At 29.4% G+C, this 18,329-nt stretch carries 20 protein-coding genes; 12 read left to right on the forward strand and 8 right to left on the reverse strand.

What is annotated here, in order from left to right:
• Positions 1 to 259: 259 nt before the first annotated feature.
• Complete coding sequence (locus tag F7B34_RS03185) at positions 260 to 616, forward strand: UPF0058 family protein (RefSeq protein WP_292460318.1); 357 nt, start codon at positions 260 to 262, stop codon at positions 614 to 616.
• Between the two features lie 89 nt (positions 617 to 705).
• Positions 706 to 2,070, forward strand: a complete 1,365-nt coding sequence (gene cca / locus F7B34_RS03190) for a CCA tRNA nucleotidyltransferase (protein ID WP_292460319.1) — start codon at positions 706 to 708, stop codon at positions 2,068 to 2,070.
• Between the two features lie 39 nt (positions 2,071 to 2,109).
• Here cca and rnz read toward each other — a convergent pair whose 3' ends face one another.
• On the reverse strand, positions 2,110 to 3,042 hold the full coding sequence (rnz, locus tag F7B34_RS03195; protein WP_292460320.1) for a ribonuclease Z: 933 nt from the start codon (positions 3,040 to 3,042) through the stop codon (positions 2,110 to 2,112).
• A gap of 26 nt (positions 3,043 to 3,068) precedes the next feature.
• Complete coding sequence (locus tag F7B34_RS03200; RefSeq protein ID WP_292460321.1) at positions 3,069 to 3,479, reverse strand: helix-turn-helix domain-containing protein; 411 nt, start codon at positions 3,477 to 3,479, stop codon at positions 3,069 to 3,071.
• Between the two features lie 255 nt (positions 3,480 to 3,734).
• On the opposite strand from F7B34_RS03200, the gene F7B34_RS03205 reads away from it, so the two are divergent.
• The 5 genes from F7B34_RS03205 to tsaA all read left to right on the forward strand — a co-directional run bounded on the left by F7B34_RS03205 (position 3,735) and on the right by tsaA (position 7,794).
• Positions 3,735 to 4,208 carry a YqaA family protein gene (locus F7B34_RS03205; RefSeq protein WP_292460323.1) on the forward strand — a complete coding sequence of 158 codons (474 nt, stop codon included), beginning with the start codon at positions 3,735 to 3,737 and terminating at the stop codon, positions 4,206 to 4,208.
• 186 nt (positions 4,209 to 4,394) lie between these two features.
• Positions 4,395 to 5,486: an SLC13 family permease gene (locus tag F7B34_RS03210; protein WP_292460325.1), complete on the forward strand. Its 1,092-nt coding sequence runs from the start codon at positions 4,395 to 4,397 to the stop codon at positions 5,484 to 5,486.
• A 60-nt stretch (positions 5,487 to 5,546) separates the two neighbouring features.
• Positions 5,547 to 6,809, forward strand: coding sequence for a M20 family metallo-hydrolase (locus F7B34_RS03215; protein WP_292460326.1), 1,263 nt, complete (start codon positions 5,547 to 5,549; stop codon positions 6,807 to 6,809).
• A 25-nt stretch (positions 6,810 to 6,834) separates the two neighbouring features.
• Entirely contained in the window at positions 6,835 to 7,398 is a 564-nt protein-coding gene (locus F7B34_RS03220; protein ID WP_292460328.1) for an XTP/dITP diphosphatase, read from the forward strand.
• Positions 7,399 to 7,419: 21 nt separating this feature from the next.
• Positions 7,420 to 7,794 carry a tRNA (N6-threonylcarbamoyladenosine(37)-N6)-methyltransferase TrmO gene (tsaA, locus tag F7B34_RS03225; RefSeq protein WP_292460330.1) on the forward strand — a complete coding sequence of 125 codons (375 nt, stop codon included), beginning with the start codon at positions 7,420 to 7,422 and terminating at the stop codon, positions 7,792 to 7,794.
• Between the two features lie 25 nt (positions 7,795 to 7,819).
• Here tsaA and F7B34_RS03230 read toward each other — a convergent pair whose 3' ends face one another.
• Positions 7,820 to 8,437 carry a class I SAM-dependent methyltransferase gene (locus F7B34_RS03230; RefSeq protein WP_292460331.1) on the reverse strand — a complete coding sequence of 206 codons (618 nt, stop codon included), beginning with the start codon at positions 8,435 to 8,437 and terminating at the stop codon, positions 7,820 to 7,822.
• A gap of 100 nt (positions 8,438 to 8,537) precedes the next feature.
• On the opposite strand from F7B34_RS03230, the gene F7B34_RS03235 reads away from it, so the two are divergent.
• Positions 8,538 to 8,852, forward strand: coding sequence for a DUF167 domain-containing protein (locus tag F7B34_RS03235; protein ID WP_292460333.1), 315 nt, complete (start codon positions 8,538 to 8,540; stop codon positions 8,850 to 8,852).
• A 40-nt stretch (positions 8,853 to 8,892) separates the two neighbouring features.
• Here the strand turns inward: F7B34_RS03235 and F7B34_RS03240 are convergent, their stop codons facing one another.
• The 3 genes from F7B34_RS03240 to F7B34_RS03250 form a co-directional block, all read right to left on the reverse strand.
• Positions 8,893 to 10,302, reverse strand: coding sequence for a TrkH family potassium uptake protein (locus tag F7B34_RS03240; protein WP_292460334.1), 1,410 nt, complete (start codon positions 10,300 to 10,302; stop codon positions 8,893 to 8,895).
• A 44-nt stretch (positions 10,303 to 10,346) separates the two neighbouring features.
• A complete protein-coding gene (locus F7B34_RS03245; protein ID WP_292460336.1) occupies positions 10,347 to 11,294 on the reverse strand; it encodes a 2-phosphoglycerate kinase in 948 nt (315 codons plus the stop codon).
• A gap of 153 nt (positions 11,295 to 11,447) precedes the next feature.
• Positions 11,448 to 12,458: an adenylosuccinate synthetase gene (locus F7B34_RS03250; RefSeq protein ID WP_292460338.1), complete on the reverse strand. Its 1,011-nt coding sequence runs from the start codon at positions 12,456 to 12,458 to the stop codon at positions 11,448 to 11,450.
• Positions 12,459 to 12,692: 234 nt separating this feature from the next.
• Between F7B34_RS03250 and F7B34_RS03255 the strand changes: the two genes are divergently transcribed.
• The 4 genes from F7B34_RS03255 (at position 12,693) to comE (ending at position 17,141) form a co-directional block, all read left to right on the forward strand.
• The gene (locus F7B34_RS03255) at positions 12,693 to 14,036 is read left to right on the forward strand and encodes a phosphomannomutase/phosphoglucomutase (protein WP_292460340.1); all 1,344 of its coding nucleotides are present in this window, start codon (positions 12,693 to 12,695) and stop codon (positions 14,034 to 14,036) included.
• A gap of 351 nt (positions 14,037 to 14,387) precedes the next feature.
• Positions 14,388 to 15,617 carry an FIST signal transduction protein gene (locus tag F7B34_RS03260; protein ID WP_292460342.1) on the forward strand — a complete coding sequence of 410 codons (1,230 nt, stop codon included), beginning with the start codon at positions 14,388 to 14,390 and terminating at the stop codon, positions 15,615 to 15,617.
• A 222-nt stretch (positions 15,618 to 15,839) separates the two neighbouring features.
• The gene (locus F7B34_RS03265) at positions 15,840 to 16,511 is read left to right on the forward strand and encodes a HisA/HisF family protein (RefSeq protein ID WP_292460345.1); all 672 of its coding nucleotides are present in this window, start codon (positions 15,840 to 15,842) and stop codon (positions 16,509 to 16,511) included.
• A 69-nt stretch (positions 16,512 to 16,580) separates the two neighbouring features.
• Complete coding sequence (gene comE / locus F7B34_RS03270) at positions 16,581 to 17,141, forward strand: sulfopyruvate decarboxylase subunit beta (RefSeq protein ID WP_292460346.1); 561 nt, start codon at positions 16,581 to 16,583, stop codon at positions 17,139 to 17,141.
• Here comE and F7B34_RS03275 read toward each other — a convergent pair.
• Positions 17,138 to 17,815, reverse strand: coding sequence for a hypothetical protein (locus F7B34_RS03275; RefSeq protein ID WP_292460348.1), 678 nt, complete (start codon positions 17,813 to 17,815; stop codon positions 17,138 to 17,140). The two genes, comE and F7B34_RS03275, sit on opposite strands and share 4 nt — an antisense overlap.
• A 21-nt stretch (positions 17,816 to 17,836) precedes the next feature.
• Positions 17,837 to 18,037 carry a ferredoxin family protein gene (locus tag F7B34_RS03280; RefSeq protein ID WP_292460350.1) on the reverse strand — a complete coding sequence of 67 codons (201 nt, stop codon included), beginning with the start codon at positions 18,035 to 18,037 and terminating at the stop codon, positions 17,837 to 17,839.
• Positions 18,038 to 18,329: the final 292 nt, after the last annotated feature.

Genomic DNA, 18,329 nt, shown 5'->3' on the forward strand with positions numbered 1-18,329 from the left:
GAATAACCTCCATAGTATAAATAAAAATATTAAAATTTACATATTTTATTATAAATTTATATTAATTAATAAATATAAAACATTAAAATAAATTATTCATTGTTAAATTATATATATTAAAAATTATATTATATAAATTGTAAAGATAATTTTTTAATATTTTTTATAAAAATCCTTAATTATACTTTATAAAAATGTTATATCTTTTTATTATAATATTTTTTCTACATATATACTCTCATATTATTGAAGTGATAAAATGCATAAAGAGCAACTCATGGAGCTCCACCAATTCTTTGTTCATGTATATCGGGAGCTCGTTCCAAGCGAATGCTCCTGCGAATATATGAAAATTTATGAAGAATTAGATATTAGACCTCACCATATCCATAAATTAAAAACTGAACAGAGAGCTGCTATTTTTTTATTATCTGCATGTATTGCAGACTATTTGTCCCAATCTGATGATTCTGTTTCAAAAAATTTATCCATAAAATTACTTGAAAACGCGTTTAAATATATAAACCCAAAATCAGAAAATATGAAAAAATATATTGGAAAATATATGAGCTTATTGGAAAACGAAAAATCAGAACATATAGAAAACACCGTTTAATTTTTTTATTATTTTTTATAATCTATAGGTACATATTATATATTTTTATATGTTATGTTATATCTAATTTTATAAATACGAGGGACACTATGGAAAAGGAGAATTTTAAACCAGATGGTTTTAACGAGATATTAGATGAACTATTAAATGATATAGCTCCAAGTAAAGAAGAAGAAATGGAATTAAAGGAGTTTTCTGAAAAAATAATAACTGAATTATATGCTGAGATAGACAGTAAAAAATTAAGGAGTTTGATTGAAGACATAATTCAGGTTGGTTCCACTGATAGAAATACCAATTTAAAAAATGATTATGATATAGATATTTTCATAAGATTTAAAAAAGATGTTAAAAAGGAGATGTTAAAAGAAACTGTTTTAAAAATTGGTAAAAAGGTAATAGAAAAATTAGATGGTAAATGTTGGATAGAATATGCAGAACACCCTTATTTATCTGCAAAGATTGGAAAATACGATATAGATATAGTTCCATGTTATAAACTAAACTGGGGGGAAAATATAATATCTGCGGTAGATAGAACACCACTACATAATGAATTTTTAAAGAAAATGCTAAAAAAAAATAATTTAAATAACGATGTTCGACTTTTAAAAAAATTTTTAAAGGGAATTGGTATTTACGGCTCAGATTTAAAGACTAAGGGATTTTCTGGATATTTATGCGAGCTACTAACGATACACTATGGTGGATTTATAAATACATTATTGGGAGCTCAAAAATGGAAAATTGGAGAAAAAATAATTTTGAAGGAAATATTTGATATCTATAATTTAGACCATGATTATAAATTTGCCGATTTTAAAGACTCTCTTGTAGTTTATGACCCTGTGGATTTAAATAGAAATGTAGCTGCAGCTCTGAATAAAGAGAACTTTTGTAAATTTATATTTTATTCTCATCAGTTTTTAAAAAATCCTTCAAAAGATTTCTTTTACAACTATTATAAAAAAATAAATGAAAATCTCAACAATAGGAAAGAAAAAGGAAAGCTTATTACATTGGGCATTAAAAGAAAAGACATAGTTGATGATGTGATATACCCTCAAATGGAAAAATTGCAAAAAAGTATAAACAAAATTTTAATTGAAAATAATTTTGAATTTTTGAGATGTGGTTATTATGCAGATGATAATATGTGTTATTTATCATGGGAATTTTTGGTATGGGAACTCCCAAATGTTAAACTTAAAATAGGACCACCAGTATTTAATAAGGAAGGTGTGGATAACTTTATAAAAAAAAATAACAAATATTTTGTTAAGGACTGCAATGTCTGTGCTTATACAACGCGGAATTATAAAAATATATATGAGGTATTTGAGGATATTAGAAAAGGAAAATTAAAAAAGAAAATTACCTACCCAAAATATGTATCTCCTGAAAATGCCATAATATTTAATGGATTATATTTCCATGACTATCAACTTAAATAAACTTTTTTTTATTTTATAGTAATTTAGATTAATTATTTTTTATTTTAAAGAATACTCCATGAAATCCTCAGCAATAATGATATTAAGATTATCATTTTCTGCATTAAGAATATTAACCTCATTTATATAGTCATCCATTTTATCATCATATCTTGCCGATATATGAGTAAGTATAAGCTCTTCAACCCCTGCAATTTTTGCAATATTTACTGCATCTCTCACTGTTGAGTGCATGGTTTCTAAGGCATTATTTTTTCTTGAACTATCGAAAGTAGCCTCATGGATTAATAATCTACATCCCAATGATTTTAAAAATTTTCCAAAATCTTTAAGTGGTGTTGTATCTCCACTGTATCCTATGCATATTCCTTTTTTCGGTGGAAGAAGAACATCTTCTGGATATACTATTTTTCCATCCTTTGTTTTTACTGGATTTCCATCTTTTAATCTTTTCAATTTAGGTCCTACTTCAACACCTAATTCAATGGCTTTTTTCAAGTTTAACTGTGGTTTCTTTTTTTCTCTAAAAACATACCCTACTGTTGGAACTGAATGATTCATAGGATAGTAGTATATTTCATATTTTTCAGTACCTGCTATTTTCATAGGTTTCTCAGTGTGTAATTCACACACTCGAATATTAAAATTTATTGAATGATATCCTATTTTTAAAATATTTTCAATGGTTTCCTCTGTTTCAGGAGGTCCATATATAGTAATAGGTTCTGTTCGTCCATTAAACCCTATTGATTGAAGGAGTCCTGGAAGTCCTAAAATATGGTCTCCATGGAGATGCGTAATAAATATATTATTTATCTTCATAGGAGATACATCAGTATACAAAATTTGCCTTTGAGTTCCTTCACCACAATCAAATAAAAATATTTCTCCATCAAATTTAAGACCTATTGATGAATGGTTCCTATTTTTTGTAGGAACAGCTGCTCCAGTTCCTAAAAAAACAATTTTCATATTATCCCGTTTTTAATAATTAATATCTAATCTGTATTTTTAACGCATATTATCTCCTTGGTAATTTTTTCTAAATCCTCATTACCTAACTCATCAATCCATTCCTTAACTTCTTTACACCATTTTTCCATAGTATCTTTTATAATCTCCTTAACTTCTGAAAAAGGAATTGCTTTGTATTTGTAAAAATATCCTCCTTCTCTAAGGTTTATCTGTTTTCTTTTTACAAGCCCCGCATTTACTAAATTTTGAACCGACCTTTGTATAGTGCTTCTATCCCGATTGAGTAATTCAGCTATATCATTTACTCTTGATGCACCATTTTTTAACAATAAGAGATATACTGCAACATCGAATGTTTTAATACCAAACATACAGCACATTATACTTTCCAATGTGAATGTAGAACAGGGCGTTTTAATCATCAATTTAGCCATGATATCACCAAAAATTTATTATAATTTACTTATTTCTTTTTATATTTTATTATATATACAACCACATATAAATAAAAATTTTTATATTATTTAAATTATTTTAGAGCATATGAAAGATAAAAAGAAATTATAAATATGATAATAATTATAAATAAAAATAAAATAGGTGTATATTAATATATAAAATGATAAGATTTAAATAAATTTAAATTTTTAATATAATATTAAAAATGAGAGATTTAAAAAGATGGAATTATGGATTTGTATTTAATTGCACAGAATTTAATAAATGATTATGGATACTTGGGCATGTTTTTGATAGCATTTACCGAAGCTTTTATTCAACCTATTCCACCAGATTTATACATAATAGGTGCATCTGCGTTTGGTTTAGACCCATTAACTTGTGCTATTGTAGCGACTATCGGTTCTGTATCTGGCGGTGGAGTTGGACATTTTTTAGGTTATCGACTTGGAACGCCCATATTTATTAAACTTTTTGGAGAGAAATATTTAATAAAAGGAGAAGAATTCTTTGATAGGTATGGTATTTGGGGTGTTTTAATAGCCGGATTTTCACCACTGCCTTATAAAGTTGCGGCATGGCTCGCTGGAATCTTTGAAATGAAGATTTTGCATTTTAGCATAGGGACACTTATTGGTAGATTTCCAAGATTTTTACTTGTGGCATACTTCGGACATAGTGTTGCAGTATTCTTCGGGCTTTGAAATGATATATAAAATTATATAAGATTATAGGATGATAAAATTCATATAATCTCTTTTTTCAGTCTTTTCATTTTAATATAACTTTTATTATATTTTACACATTTCATCTTATCACAAAAATATTCTCATATCATCAGTAGCAACAATATTTATATAAATATTTGAACAAGTTGTTAGAGATATATCATGGAAAAAATAAAAATAGATACTGCGATATTTTTGATGTTTATAATTGTTGCAGTTTTGTTTTTATTGACAGTGATTGAACCTTATAAGGTTATATCCATAGTGGAGTGGAAAACCATATTTACATTATTTTATATATTGGTGATTGTAAATCTATTAAAAGATTCAAAATTTTTAGAATGGATTTCACTATCCCTATTGAATTGCACTAAAAGGATTTACATAATGTTGATTATTTTAACCTTGATTATGTCTTCAATAATTACAAATGACATTGCATTATTCGTGATTATTCCAATTACTGGAATAGTGTCTAAATATATTCAAATGAGCAGTAGAGATTTAGAAAAGCTCTTTATATTCGAAGGAATATCTGCAAATATTGGAAGTACATTAACTCCCATCGGCAATCCTCAGAATCTTTTTATATTTTATCATTACCATTTAACTATTTTTGAATTTATAAAAAATATGATACCATATGAGCTCTGCGGAATTTTAGTATTGCTGCCATTTTTAAATTTTAACACATGTTCCCTATTCACTACAAAAAAACCATTCTATTTTAAAAATATGGAATTTAAAAATGAATGGATGGCATATATTTTAATATTCATTTTAGTGGTTCTTTCAGCATTAAATATTGTTAATTACATTTATTTATTTCCAATAATGGTGATAATTTTAATTTTAAAAAGGATTAAAATTGATTACTTGTTTCTTTTAACATTTTGTGCCCTATTCATCGATATTGAAGGGATAAAACACTTAGGAATTATGAATTTATTTTTTATACAATGGAACAGTATTGCCTTGATGATATATTCATCCATCCTTTCCCAGATTTTATCAAATGTCCCTGCAACAATTTTGCTATCAAATTTATATTCTAATTGGATTCCAATTGCCTATGGTGTTAATGTTGGAGGAAACGGAACACTAATAGCATCATTTGCAAATTTGATAACATTAAGATTGTCCAGTGGAAAAATTGGAGTGATTAGGTTTTTAATATTTGGAGGAACGATATATTTATTACATTTAACAGCTCTAATAATATATATGACAGTAGCAAATACAGCCTTATTATAAAAATAATTTAAAATATTACTATAATTAAATTACTATATTTTACTTATATGAGGAGGAAACATGGAAAATACCAGTTTAATGGATGAAACTATAAAAATAGCATCAGATTTAATTAGAATAAATTCAGTTAATCCAGCATTTGGTGGAGTTGGGGAAAAGAAAAAGGCAGATTATGTATTAAATAAATTAAATGAATATATAAAACAATATAATGTAAAAAATTATTCAATAAAGCAATACAATACAAAAGATGATAAGGACATAATAAGACCAAATATTGTGGCAAAATTCGATTTTGGAAAGGATAGAACGCTCCATATAATTTCTCATCTTGATATTGTTCCAGAGGGGGGTTTAAATCTTTGGAGCTCCGACCCATACGAACCGGTAATTAAAGATGGGGAAATATATGGAAGGGGAAGTGAAGATAACCATAAAGGAATAGTTTCATCCCTACTATTGTTAAAGATGATTTTTGAAAATGAGGATAAAAAATTTTGTCCAAAATATAATTTAAGCTTAATATTTGTATCGGATGAGGAATGCGGTAGTAATTATGGTATTCAGCATATGTTAAAATATGAAAAAGAGATTTTTGATGAAAATGATTTAATAATAATACCAGATTTTGGAACTCCTGATGGAAACTATATAGAAATAGCAGAAAAAAATATACTATGGATTAAATTTAAAATTAAAGGAAAACAATGTCATGGAAGCACACCAAACGATGGAATAAATACCGATGTCCTAATGTTCAATTTTGCAAATAACCTTTACAATATGCTCTATACTAAATACGACAAAAAGGATGAGTTATTTTCTCCGTCATACTCAACCTTTGAGCCTACCATGATTTTTAACAATGTTGAAAATGTGAATACCATTCCGGGATATGTGGAATTATGCTTTGATTGTAGAATACTCCCAGATTATGATGTAGATGAGGTTTTAAAAGATATTGATGAATTTATTGGTGATTTTAAAAATAATATTGATAAATATTTAAAATACTACGATAAAGAGGAAGAAAAACATATATCAATTGAATATGAAATTCTACAAAAGGAGCTCTCACAAAAAACACCTGAAAATTCTGAAATAGTTGTCGAGCTCGGAAGTGCTATAAAAAAGGTATTGAACAAAGAACCGATTTTATGCGGTATGGGTGGAGGCACAGTTGGAGCATTTTTAAGGGCAAGAAACTACAATACAGTTGTTTGGGGAATCGGTGAAGAAACGGCACATCAACCAAACGAACATATAAAACTAAATAATTTAATAAAGATGGCTAAAATATATTATGAAATTTTAAAAGAATAAAATAATAACAGTATTTGGTGATTAAATGAAAATCTACTTTGCAACGGGGAATCCAAACAAAATTAAAGAGGCGAATATTATTTTAAAGGATTTAAAAGGCATATCAGTTGAGCAGATAAAATGCCCTTATCCTGAGGTCCAAGGAACATTGGAGGAAGTTTCGGAATTTGGGGCAAAATATGTGTATGAAAAAATAGAAAAACCAATAATCGTTGAGGATAGTGGATTTTTTGTGGAATCACTCAATGGATTTCCAGGGACATATTCAAAGTATGTTCAGGAAACATTAGGAAATGAAGGTATTCTAAAACTTTTGGAAGATAAGGAAGGCGACGACAGAAACGCATATTTTAAAACAGTAATTGGATACTGTGATGAAAAGGGCGTAAAATTATTCAAAGGAATTGTAAAGGGAAAGGTTTCCTATGAAATAAGAAGCAAAGGATATGGTTTTGCATATGACAGTATTTTTATTCCAGATGGAGAAGATAGAACTTTCGCAGAGATGAAAACGGAAGAAAAAAGCGAAATTTCCCATAGAAAAAAAGCTTTTGAAGAGTTTAAGAAGTTTTTATGCAATATGGGATAACTTAGGATTATAGTTGATATTATGGAATTCAAAATACATTCTATAGGAAATATCAAACAGTTAGAGGATAAAACAGTTTTAAACATTTTTAAAGAATATCGTGATGGATTGGAGGGATTAAAAGAAGGTATGAGGATTTTATTACTCCTATGGTTTGATAGAAGCGATACTCCAGAAAAAAGAAAAATTTTAAAGGTCCATCCATATGGTAATCCAAATAATCCAATCAGGGGAGTGTTCTCCACAAGGTCTCCAATTAGACCAAATCCAATAGCAGCATATATTGTCAAAATTTTAAAAATAGATGGAAATAACATATTTATCGAAAAAATCGATGCCTATGATAATACACCTATCATTGACATTAAATTATCTTATCATAATAATATACCATAATATTCTATTTTTTATTTATATTATGTTATTTTTCAGCAGATATCACAATAAAACTTCCCTCGTCATTTTTATACAATTTAATAGGCTCATAAATTATATTTTTATATCTTAATTCTTTTAACCAGTTTAAAACTTCATTCAAAGAATAAAACTTTGCATATTTATAGAATTTACTTTTTTTCTTTTTAGATTCATAAATTTTACCCAATGAACTGTTTTTATCAATTATGCCAATAATTAATTTTCCATTGGGTTTTAAAATCCTTTTTATCTCTTTGAGTCCTTTGATAGGGTCATTTAAAAAGCACAATGTTGTAGTCATCAATACATAATCAAAAGATTTATCATCGATGGGGATATTCTCGGCAACTCCTTCATATACATATATTCCCCGCCTTTTTGCAATCTCTGCCATGGATTTTGAAGGCTCCAAACCATACTCAATACCAAGGGGTTTTGCAAATCTCCCAGTTCCCACTCCAATTTCTAAACCCTTCTTTCTTTTTTCTGGTTTTGGAATGAATTTTTTTATAGCTTCGAGCTCTAACTCATACATTTTCTTATTTTCATCATACCAATTATCATACTCTTCTGCATATTCATCGAATGGAGTTTTGGAATAAGTCTTATCTGTCATTTTCATACCCTCCGCACATGACATATCTATTTTATTTTTTATTATTAACTACCTATAACATTATATTTTTAAACTATAAAACTTAAATTATCATTATGGTGATAGTTTGATTGAGGAAATTATTATAGAATCAAAGGATAAAAGCGGCGTTTTGATTGATGTGGAAATTTCACCAAATGCAAAGAAAAATGAAATTGGCGGCATTAATGAATGGAGAAAAAGACTTATCATAAAAATAAAAGCACAGCCAATAGAGGGCAAGGCAAACAAGGAGATTATAAAATTTCTCAAAAAAATATTTAAAAAAGATGTGGAGATAGTTTCTGGATTAACCTCTTCGCAAAAAACAATTCTTGTAGTTGGGGGCAATAGGGAAGAAATAATAAATACAATAAAAAATTTAAAAAAAATAAAGAAATAGCGAATGAATAATGATTAAATATAATAATTAAAATTTATATTTATCTTTTTTTTTCTTTTATCTTCAATATCATAGGTAATATTATAAGAACATATACGGGAATTATCTCCAATCTTCCTACCCACATGGAAAATATACCCAATAATTTTCCCATAGGATTTAAATCATAATTTACTATATTTACAGAAAGACCTATATTAGCCACAAGTGAAACTGATTCAAAGAGAGATTTAAATGGGTCATATCCAAGGGATATAAAGCATAGAGCTCCAAATATATAGTGCAATACATAAATAAAACCTACGATGTAGGCATCTATAATAAGATTTGGTGTGAGAGGGTTATTTCCAAGTTTTTTATATATAACTGCATTGTGGGGGTATATAGCCTCCTTTAATTTATAGTAAAAACTTTTTGCCATTATTGCCAATCTTATAAGTTTTATACCTCCTGTTGTTGTTCCAGTAGAACCCCCAATCATCATAACAATTATTAAGATAGCAATGGATGCATTACTCAAATTTGAGATATTAACAGTAGAGTATCCTGTGCTTGTCATGGCAGAAACCACTGTAAAAATTGCATCAATTGGATTAATATTGGAGGATATCACAAGAATAAGAGAGGCTACAATAATAATTGGAATTGCCACCTTAGTTTGAATATCATCTATCCATCTTCCAGTTAAAATTTTGTGATGAACTGCAAATGAAACAATACCTCCAATTGCCATAATTAATATCATTACAATCTTTGCAAAATTGTTATACGGAAAACTTGAATTGCTTATGCTCATTCCACCGGTGGATATACCGCACATGCAGATATTTACTGCCTCCCAAAGTGATAATCCGCTTAAATAAAGGAGACTTATTCCTATGGATGTATATAATAAATAAATCTGCCAAATTTTTTTAACTGTGCTTGATGTGCTTGGAAGTATTTTTTCCTCCCTAGCCTCAGCTCTGTAATATGCCGAAGCGCCTGTTTTTGATAGGATATTAATCACCATTACAAGGACCCCTATTCCACCAACCCATTGCTCCAAACTCCTCCAAAATTGCAGTGTGTGAGGAAGGGCCTCTACATTATTTATCAAGGTAAATCCTGTTGTAGTCCATGCAGACATGCTTTCAAAAACCCCATCTATATATCCAAAATGAGGAATACCTAAATAAAAGGGAACTGCTCCAATCAACGATGCAAATAACCATGCTAATGCAGATACAACCATAGCATGTTTTAATTTGATAGATATCGGTTTTGTAAATTTATTTATTAAAATACCAAATATAACAACCACTATACTGGGGTAAAAAAAATAATAAACAGGTTCATTAAAATACATTCCAACAAATACAGGTATCATCATAATGAACCCAATGGCTGATATCAATATACCGAGCTCATGAAAAATACCTAAGACATCCTTTTTTTTAAATAATTTCATAATATCCCAAATTCTAAAAGAGAATTAAAAATAATGCCGTCATATTAATAAACATCCTCTTCATTATCTTCGTTTTCGATTTTATCTAAATAATTAAATTTTTCAGTTATAATTTCTAGGCATTTCTCTACACTCTGGCTTATAGAAACATTTTCAATTACTGGAACATCATTTTCTTCCGCCCGTTCAACAATATATTTATTTATCTTTCTTATTATTTCAAAGTTTTTTAAATATCTCTCCATAGGTCTTGCGCTGACCTTAGCCCTTGCTGAAAATCTCTTTTTATGCATTTTTTCAGAGCTCAGTGTTAATATAATGGTAATGATATTTGGCATTGATGTATATTTCTCCTTCATAAATCCGGGAACTATGTGGGTTCCCTCTATGATAATGCTCAATCCCTCAGTTAAGCTTCTATCAATTAAACTTTCAATTCCAATTAATACAGGTTCTATATGCCTTTCGAATCCCAATATATGTTTATCGCAGGTTTCTTTATCATCCAGACTTGGAATTCTTAGAGCCTTCCATGCAGTATATGAAGATTCATAAAGCATTGGAACTAAATCCTTCGATATACTTCTCCTCATTACCTCCCTAATTGAATCAGTTCCTATAACGCTAGGGATTCCCAATCGTGAAGCCAATTCAAAAGCTATCGTCGATGTTCCAACACCACTTGCCCCCCCAATTAATATAACAATTGGGTGTTTTTTTAAAATTCGTCTCCATAGGAGATATTTCTCAGCTATGTTATCATAATTTTTAGTTAATAGGTAATAATACACCCTTTTTCTGAGCTCATTTTTTGTAATAGTATTATACCCTTCGTTTTCCAAGGTTTTTTCAATTTCCTTTGCCACCATATATGCCTCACTTGGTTTCATTCCAGCAGCTGTTAATGACCTCGCAAGAAGACCTTTGGAAAAGGGCATTTCGTAATTTTTACCAATCACAATTATTTTATCCGTTATGGTTTTAAAATTCATAATATCCCTTTATAATATTTTATTAAAAACTAATATAATCCATATATAAAAAATAATCTATAAAAAATTATAATATGAAGTAAAAAATATTAAGAGTGATATAAATTAATGTAAAATAAATAATTTAAATAAAAATATAAATAAATAAAAAATTCATCTTAAATCTATTGTCTGGTGGAGTTCAGGTCCTGTGGATATAAGGGTAATTGAAACCCCTACTTTTTCTTCGATTTCTTTTATAAATGCCTTTCCTTTTTCAGTTAAATCATCGTAGTTGGTGATTCCGTAGCATTCATTATCATATTTGTCTAAACAGGTTATTGCTATTTGAGTAGCACCGTTTAACCTACATACTCTTTTTGCGAGCTCATAGTCAAAGAACCCAACTCTTCTTCTTCTACCTGTAACTGTTCCATACTCTACAAGCCCCAATTTTTCAGATTCTTCAAATGACATCTCAGTAGGAAATGGACCTTCTCCAACTCTTGTAGGATATGATTTAAATACAACTACAACTTCATCTACCTTTGTAGGGCCTATACCAACATCAGCTGCAAAGGATGACGCAGTTGTGTCTTTTGATGTAACATAAGGGTAGCTTCCGTAGTATAAAGATAGAAGTGTTCCCTGTGTTCCTTCAATCAAAACATTTTGGTTGTTATCCAGTGCTTCATTTACTGCATCAGATACATCGCCTAAAAATGGTTTTAAAACCTCAATATCCTTAGCAAGTTTTAATGTTCTCATTGCCCTATCAACATTTGCTGGACCGCATCCTGTTCCAGTGGAGCCGATTTCCTTTGATAAATGACTGTTTGATTTGTCCATTTCCTTATGTTTTTCCTCTATTATTCCACAATTTTTATCAACAATCAATCTATCCTTTATATTGAATTTATCGAGCATTTCGATTTCTTTTAAAATTACCTCAGGGTCAACCAACACCCCTGCACCGATTGCAAGTTTGGAGCTCTTGTTTGGGAATCCTGTTGGAATCATTCTTATACCGTATTTTTCACCATCAACTTCAACAGTATGCCCTGCATTAGGACCTACGCCCCCTCTTGCAACTATTGAGGGATTGTCTTTATAACATAAATAACTAATAATTTTACCTTTTCCTTCGTCGCCCCACTGGCCACCTACTACTATGGTGCATGTCATATCCTTAGACCTCCATAAAAATTAACCTTTAATTAATTTGATTATAAATTATTTAAAGATTTCTATTATTCACCATACATTCCAATTAATTAAGATAGTTAAAGATTAAGAATAGATAAAGGCAACGAGATAAATATATATTAAAATAAAAAGAAAAATAAAATAAATATTTAAATGAAAATAAATTAATTAATAAAAAATATAAAATAAAATTTTTCTATCAACGGTGATAATATGGTATTTAAAGCTTATGATATTAGGGGTGTTTTTAAAAAACAAATTGACGAAAATTTTGCATATTCTCTTGGAAAATCCCTTGGAAAAAAGTATAAAAATATATTGGTCGGAAATGATGTAAGAATAGGTTCAAAGGAGCTCACCAAACCATTTATATATGGACTACTTGAATCAGGTGTAAAAGTATCCTATGCTGGAACAATATCCACACCATTGATGTATTTTGGAACAAAGGATAATTACGATTTGGGGGTAATTTTAACAGCATCTCACAATCCACCAGAATATACTGGATTTAAAATGTGCGATAAAAAAGCTATTCCAATATCTCCAATAGATGAAATAAAACCTATTTTTGAAGAATATGAACTAAATGAAACTCAGAAAAAGGAAATTGAAGAAATCGATTTGGATAAATTAAAGGTGGATATAATCACAGATTATAAAAAATTCTTTTTAAACAGGTGTGCATCCTGCAATATAAAAATAGCAGTTGATTTTGCAAATGGAAGCACAGCCATTGCAGAAAAGGAGATATTAGAGAAATTGGCACCTAATCATGTATTTATAAACGACTATCCTGATGGAACATTCCCTGCACATCAGCCTGACACATTGAAAAAATCCTGCCTTGTAGATATAATAAATGCCGTTAAAGAAAATAACTGCGATATGGGAGTAATATTTGATGGGGATGGAGATAGAATTGGAATAATAGATGAAAAAGGTAATGTTTTGCAGGGGGATATTTTAACAGCTCTAATTGCCATAGAAATATTGAAGGAGAAAAATGAAACTAAGAATGAAAATGAGAAAGAAATAAAAATAGTCTATGATTTAAGATGCAGTAAAATTGTTCCTGAAATTATTGAAAAATACGGTGGAATTCCTATAAAAACAAGGGTGGGGCACTACTTCATAAAAAAACTTATGCACGAAGTAGATGCAGAATTTGCAGGAGAGCTTTCAAATCACTTTTACTTTAAAGAAGTTGGATATTTTGAAAGTCCTTTGCTTGCTTTAAATTACATATTGTATGCTATAAAGGATATGAAAAAATCACTTTCTGAACTATCAAAGGAGTATAAAAAATACTTTCACAGCGGAGAGATAAACTTTGAAGTAAAAGACCAAAAATTGATAATGGATAAACTAAAAACTAAATACAGTAAATGCAAAATTGAAGAAATCGATGGGGTATCCATATACTGCGATAACTGGTGGTTTAATGTCCGACCTTCAAACACAGAACCGCTTTTAAGGTTGAACTTGGAGGCTGATACTGAGGAGCTCATGAAGGAAAAAATCGAAGAGATAAAAAAGATTATTGAAGAGTTATGAATGATATAAATGGAGCGATTTATGCATTTATAAGTTTGGTTTAAAATTTTATTTATTGCAAAATATAAAAATAGATAAATTTAAAATAAATTTAAAATTAAAATAGGAAAAATGGTATGATTTTATTCATAAGGATTTAGATGATGAATTGGTGAAAAGTGGTATTTCAAAAGAGAAGATAATAAACATAATAGAAAAATATTATTTATCATATAATTTTAATCTAAACTTTCCAAATCGCAAATTGCGGATATTTTGACACGCTATATTATAATAAATAATAAATAAAATTAACAATATATAGCAAGTGTGATTAATATAATTAAAAGTCATATCCGAGGTGTATTTGCTATGAATAAAGAGGTATTAAAAGTAGGAGTGGGTCAATCCAATGACCCAAAGGAAGCAGTAAAGACAGCAATGCAAAAAACAGGGCAGCCAAATTTAACAATAGTATTTTCTTCTTCCAATATTGATGCAGAGGAGGTGTATAATTCAGTTAAAGAAGAGGTTGGGAGCTCAGCTATAATTGGAGGAACCACAGCAGGTGAGTTTTCCAGTGCTATGCCTGAACCTATGACAGACACTGTTGCAGTAATGACTCTAAAAAGTCCATATTTAAAAGTAGGTATTGGTGTTGGGACCAATTTAGCTGAAAAACCTTTTGAATGTGGGAAAGAAGCTGTGCATAATGCCTACGCTTCGTTAAAAAATAATCCTACTGCATCCGCATTAATATCAGTTGCATTTATGAACAAAAACGTTTCAGATATTTTAAAGATGAAACCCTTCGTAAATATAGTAATACCCGACGGCATGACTGGACAGGAGGAAGAGTTTTTAAGAGGAATAGTTTCAGAAATTGGAAGTAATGTCCCCATTGTTGGAGGTTCCACAGGTGATGATTTAAAATTTAAAAAAACATACCAGCTTGCCAATGGCGTATATTCAAATACAGGTATAGTTGCTACATTAAGTAGTGCATTGAAGATTGGAGTTGGATATGGACATCCTTACTTCCCAACTAAAAAGGGTGCCATTATTACAAAATCCAAAGGGAGAACAGTTTATGAGCTCGACCACAGACCCGCAGTAGATGTTATGAAAGAATTACTTGAAGTAGATGAGCTCACCTCAGAAATATTTGCTCAAAAACCTATGGGTGTTAAGTCTTCGGATGTCTTTGGGGAATATGTCATAAAAAGTGCCATGTGTGCTAATGACGATGGAAGCATCACATTCTATGCTGAGGTCAATGAAGGAAATTACTTAACAGTAATGGATACAAATAGGGATTATGCCATAGAGTCATTTAAGAATGCATTAAATAGTGCCATAGCTAATGCAGGAAATCCTAAGAAAATAGGGGCAATTATCGTATTCAACTGTATATTGAGACATTTGCTTAAAGAAAGATTAGATATTAATGATATTGACATAATAAAGGAAATAGTTGGCGATGTTCCAGTAATTGGATTTAATACCTATGGGGAACAAGGGACTACATTGGGAGGTTCCATTGGACATTATAATCAAACCTCAACAATATTGGTAATTGGCAATGAAGCCATTTCTCAATGATAAATTAGAAAAATCACTTCATATTTCATTTTTCATTGCTTGCTTGCTTTGTAAATATATATATCGATAATGCTAAATAATGCTAAAAATACTAAATCACATTTTTTCTTTCTTTTTCTTTTTTGCACCATCATTTAGAAAACTTTAAAAATTAATAAAATATAAAATCTAAAAAAAGCATTTTTTAAAATTTAAAAATTTAAAACTATAAGGTTGGTATTTATGGAAATTATCCCAGTAATAGATATAATGAACAATATTGCAGTTCATGGGATGGGTGGAAATAGAGAAGAATACAAACCCCTAAAAACTGTTTTATGTGATTCTTCAAATCCTATTGATATAATAGAAAAATATAAAGAAAATGGAGCAGAAAAAGTATATATTGCTGATTTAGATGCCATAATGAAAAATGGAGACAATTTCAACATCATCAGAGAGCTCCCCATATATAAAATTGTAGATGCGGGAATAAGCACTAAAAAAGATATAGAATATATGAGAGCTCTAAAAATCTGTGATAAATTAATTGTGGGAACAGAAACATTAAATGATTTAGATTTACTAGGTGAAAAAGACATTATTCTAAGTTTGGATTTCAAAGACGGGAAGCTATTAAATTATGAATTGGATGATATATTGGATAATGTCAATAAAAATACTCCATTAATTATATTAGATATATCCTCTGTTGGAACCCAAAGTGGTATTAACAAGAATTTAATAAAATATATAATTGATAAAACAAACAACCCGATTTATATAGGCGGTGGAATAAAAGATGAAAATGACTTAAAGGATGCTTATGATTTAGGAGCTCAGGGTGTGCTGATAGCCACTGCTGTTCATAAGGGTATTTTGGATTTAAAAGAAATTATTGAAAAATATGGATGAAATAAAGTGGAAATAACATAAAAATGGATATAATAGATAATAAACAAATATAAATAAATTGGTGGTAATTTGCAAAAATTAAGAAGAATCGACATAATAAAAATTCTAATGGAATATGTGAAAGATGAGTTGGTAATAAGCAATATAGGATTTCCAAGCAAGGAGCTCTACCATGTGAAAGATAGAAATGAAAATTTTTATATGTTGGGTTCAATGGGTTTGTGTTCTTCCATAGGTTTAGGTTTGGCACTATCCACGAATAAAAAGGTAATTTCAATAGATGGAGATGGTTCTGTTCTTATGAATTTAGGTTCTTTATCCACAATAGGACATACAAAACCAGATAATTTTATACTGCTAATTGTGGATAACTCTGCCTATGGCTCAACAGGAAACCAGCCAACTCATACAAACGGCACAAACCTATGCAAAATAGCACAGGCATGTGGAATTGATGCCGTAGAGGTATCTGACGAAAAAGAACTAAGGGAAGTAATTGAAAAATCATTAAAGGAAAATAAAACAAAGGTAATTGTTGCTAAGGCAATACCATATAATGAAAAAACAGAAAATATAAAGATTCATCCAATTGTTATAAAAGATAGGTTTATGAAAGCAGTTAGAAATTAAATAATTTTTTTAAAATTAATTATTTTATTATTTATCGGATAACCTATTATAATGTCATCATTTTTATTTTTTAATTCCTTTATTTTTGCATAATTATCCAATGAAAGTATAAAATCATTGTAATTTCCAGCATAGTTTTTCCTTCTGTTGAGGTAGTTTTCCATGGCATTTAATACATTTTTATCAATTTTTTCAGCATAAGGAATATAAACCGCCTTTTTTGAATCAGCAGTGGGATATTTTCCACCATAAACATAATAGGCAATTAAATCATTTTCTTCAACAATATCTTTTACAATACCCTCAACACATTCTGTGCCTACCCATATTTTATTACTGCATCTATCCAATGCCTTATTAATTACTTTCAAAATTATTTCTCTTTTTAATTTTGATTCTTCCTCAGATAAATAAAAATTATTTCCAAGGACAACACATATGTCAAAATCATAGGAAGAATATAAGTCAAGCAGTTCAAATGCATTCTTCCTTTTGCTTTGGATTGTTAAAACACAGTTTTTTAGATTGTTTAAAATATTTTCATCGGTAAGTGGTAGGAGCTCTGCGTCAATCACATGATAATCAAAATTAGAACTACTAATTTTATTGAGCTCTAAAAGTTTGGAATAATCATTATTTATTTTGCTCAATTTTGTGGCTATACCGTATTCCATAATATTCCTTTTTTATTTTTATTATTCTTCAACAGTTATTGCCTGGTCGGGACATTGTAAAACGCATAATTGACAATTTGTGCATTTTTCAGGATTCTCCGCAATAGGTGGATAAACTCCCTTTTTGTTCAATTTATCAGATTTCACAAAAACATCCCTTGGGCACACAAATATGCAAATATCACAACCTTTGCAGTAGTTTTCATTTATCTCTATTTTCATAATATCACCATTATTTTTAGTTTCAAGACTTACATATCATATAATAAAACTCATATATGGATTCCATGATTTCTACGCAATAAATGAAATAATATAAGTTAATAAGATATCCATTGTGTGAATTACCCCTCCCTTACGGACGGGGTTGAACGAAAACCTTTCGGTTTTCGTAGCCCTCGCCCTTCGGGCAAGGCTTCCTGACTCATAGGGGATTCTAACCCAGAGATTACCTTTATATAAGGTATAACTCTGAGTGAATTACTCCCCTCCGTCTTAAAATGGACTTCGTCCA

Source organism: Methanothermococcus sp., from assembly GCF_015523155.1.
Lineage (GTDB): Archaea > AGJL01 > Methanococci > Methanococcales > Methanococcaceae > Methanofervidicoccus.

Bases quoted from the DNA above. Each gene is read 5' to 3' on its own strand.
- F7B34_RS03185 (WP_292460318.1), top strand. From the start codon at position 260: ATGCATAAAGAGCAACTCATGGAGCTCCACCAATTCTTTGTTCATGTA.
- cca (WP_292460319.1), top strand. From the start codon at position 706: ATGGAAAAGGAGAATTTTAAACCAGATGGTTTTAACGAGATATTAGAT.
- rnz (WP_292460320.1), bottom strand. From the start codon at position 3,042: ATGAAAATTGTTTTTTTAGGAACTGGAGCAGCTGTTCCTACAAAAAAT.
- F7B34_RS03200 (WP_292460321.1), bottom strand. From the start codon at position 3,479: ATGGCTAAATTGATGATTAAAACGCCCTGTTCTACATTCACATTGGAA.
- F7B34_RS03205 (WP_292460323.1), top strand. From the start codon at position 3,735: ATGGATTTGTATTTAATTGCACAGAATTTAATAAATGATTATGGATAC.
- F7B34_RS03210 (WP_292460325.1), top strand. From the start codon at position 4,395: ATGGAAAAAATAAAAATAGATACTGCGATATTTTTGATGTTTATAATT.
- F7B34_RS03215 (WP_292460326.1), top strand. From the start codon at position 5,547: ATGGAAAATACCAGTTTAATGGATGAAACTATAAAAATAGCATCAGAT.
- F7B34_RS03220 (WP_292460328.1), top strand. From the start codon at position 6,835: ATGAAAATCTACTTTGCAACGGGGAATCCAAACAAAATTAAAGAGGCG.
- tsaA (WP_292460330.1), top strand. From the start codon at position 7,420: ATGGAATTCAAAATACATTCTATAGGAAATATCAAACAGTTAGAGGAT.
- F7B34_RS03230 (WP_292460331.1), bottom strand. From the start codon at position 8,437: ATGAAAATGACAGATAAGACTTATTCCAAAACTCCATTCGATGAATAT.
- F7B34_RS03240 (WP_292460334.1), bottom strand. From the start codon at position 10,302: ATGAAATTATTTAAAAAAAAGGATGTCTTAGGTATTTTTCATGAGCTC.
- F7B34_RS03245 (WP_292460336.1), bottom strand. From the start codon at position 11,294: ATGAATTTTAAAACCATAACGGATAAAATAATTGTGATTGGTAAAAAT.
- F7B34_RS03250 (WP_292460338.1), bottom strand. From the start codon at position 12,458: ATGACATGCACCATAGTAGTAGGTGGCCAGTGGGGCGACGAAGGAAAA.
- F7B34_RS03255 (WP_292460340.1), top strand. From the start codon at position 12,693: ATGGTATTTAAAGCTTATGATATTAGGGGTGTTTTTAAAAAACAAATT.
- F7B34_RS03260 (WP_292460342.1), top strand. From the start codon at position 14,388: ATGAATAAAGAGGTATTAAAAGTAGGAGTGGGTCAATCCAATGACCCA.
- F7B34_RS03265 (WP_292460345.1), top strand. From the start codon at position 15,840: ATGGAAATTATCCCAGTAATAGATATAATGAACAATATTGCAGTTCAT.
- F7B34_RS03275 (WP_292460348.1), bottom strand. From the start codon at position 17,815: ATGGAATACGGTATAGCCACAAAATTGAGCAAAATAAATAATGATTAT.
- F7B34_RS03280 (WP_292460350.1), bottom strand. From the start codon at position 18,037: ATGAAAATAGAGATAAATGAAAACTACTGCAAAGGTTGTGATATTTGC.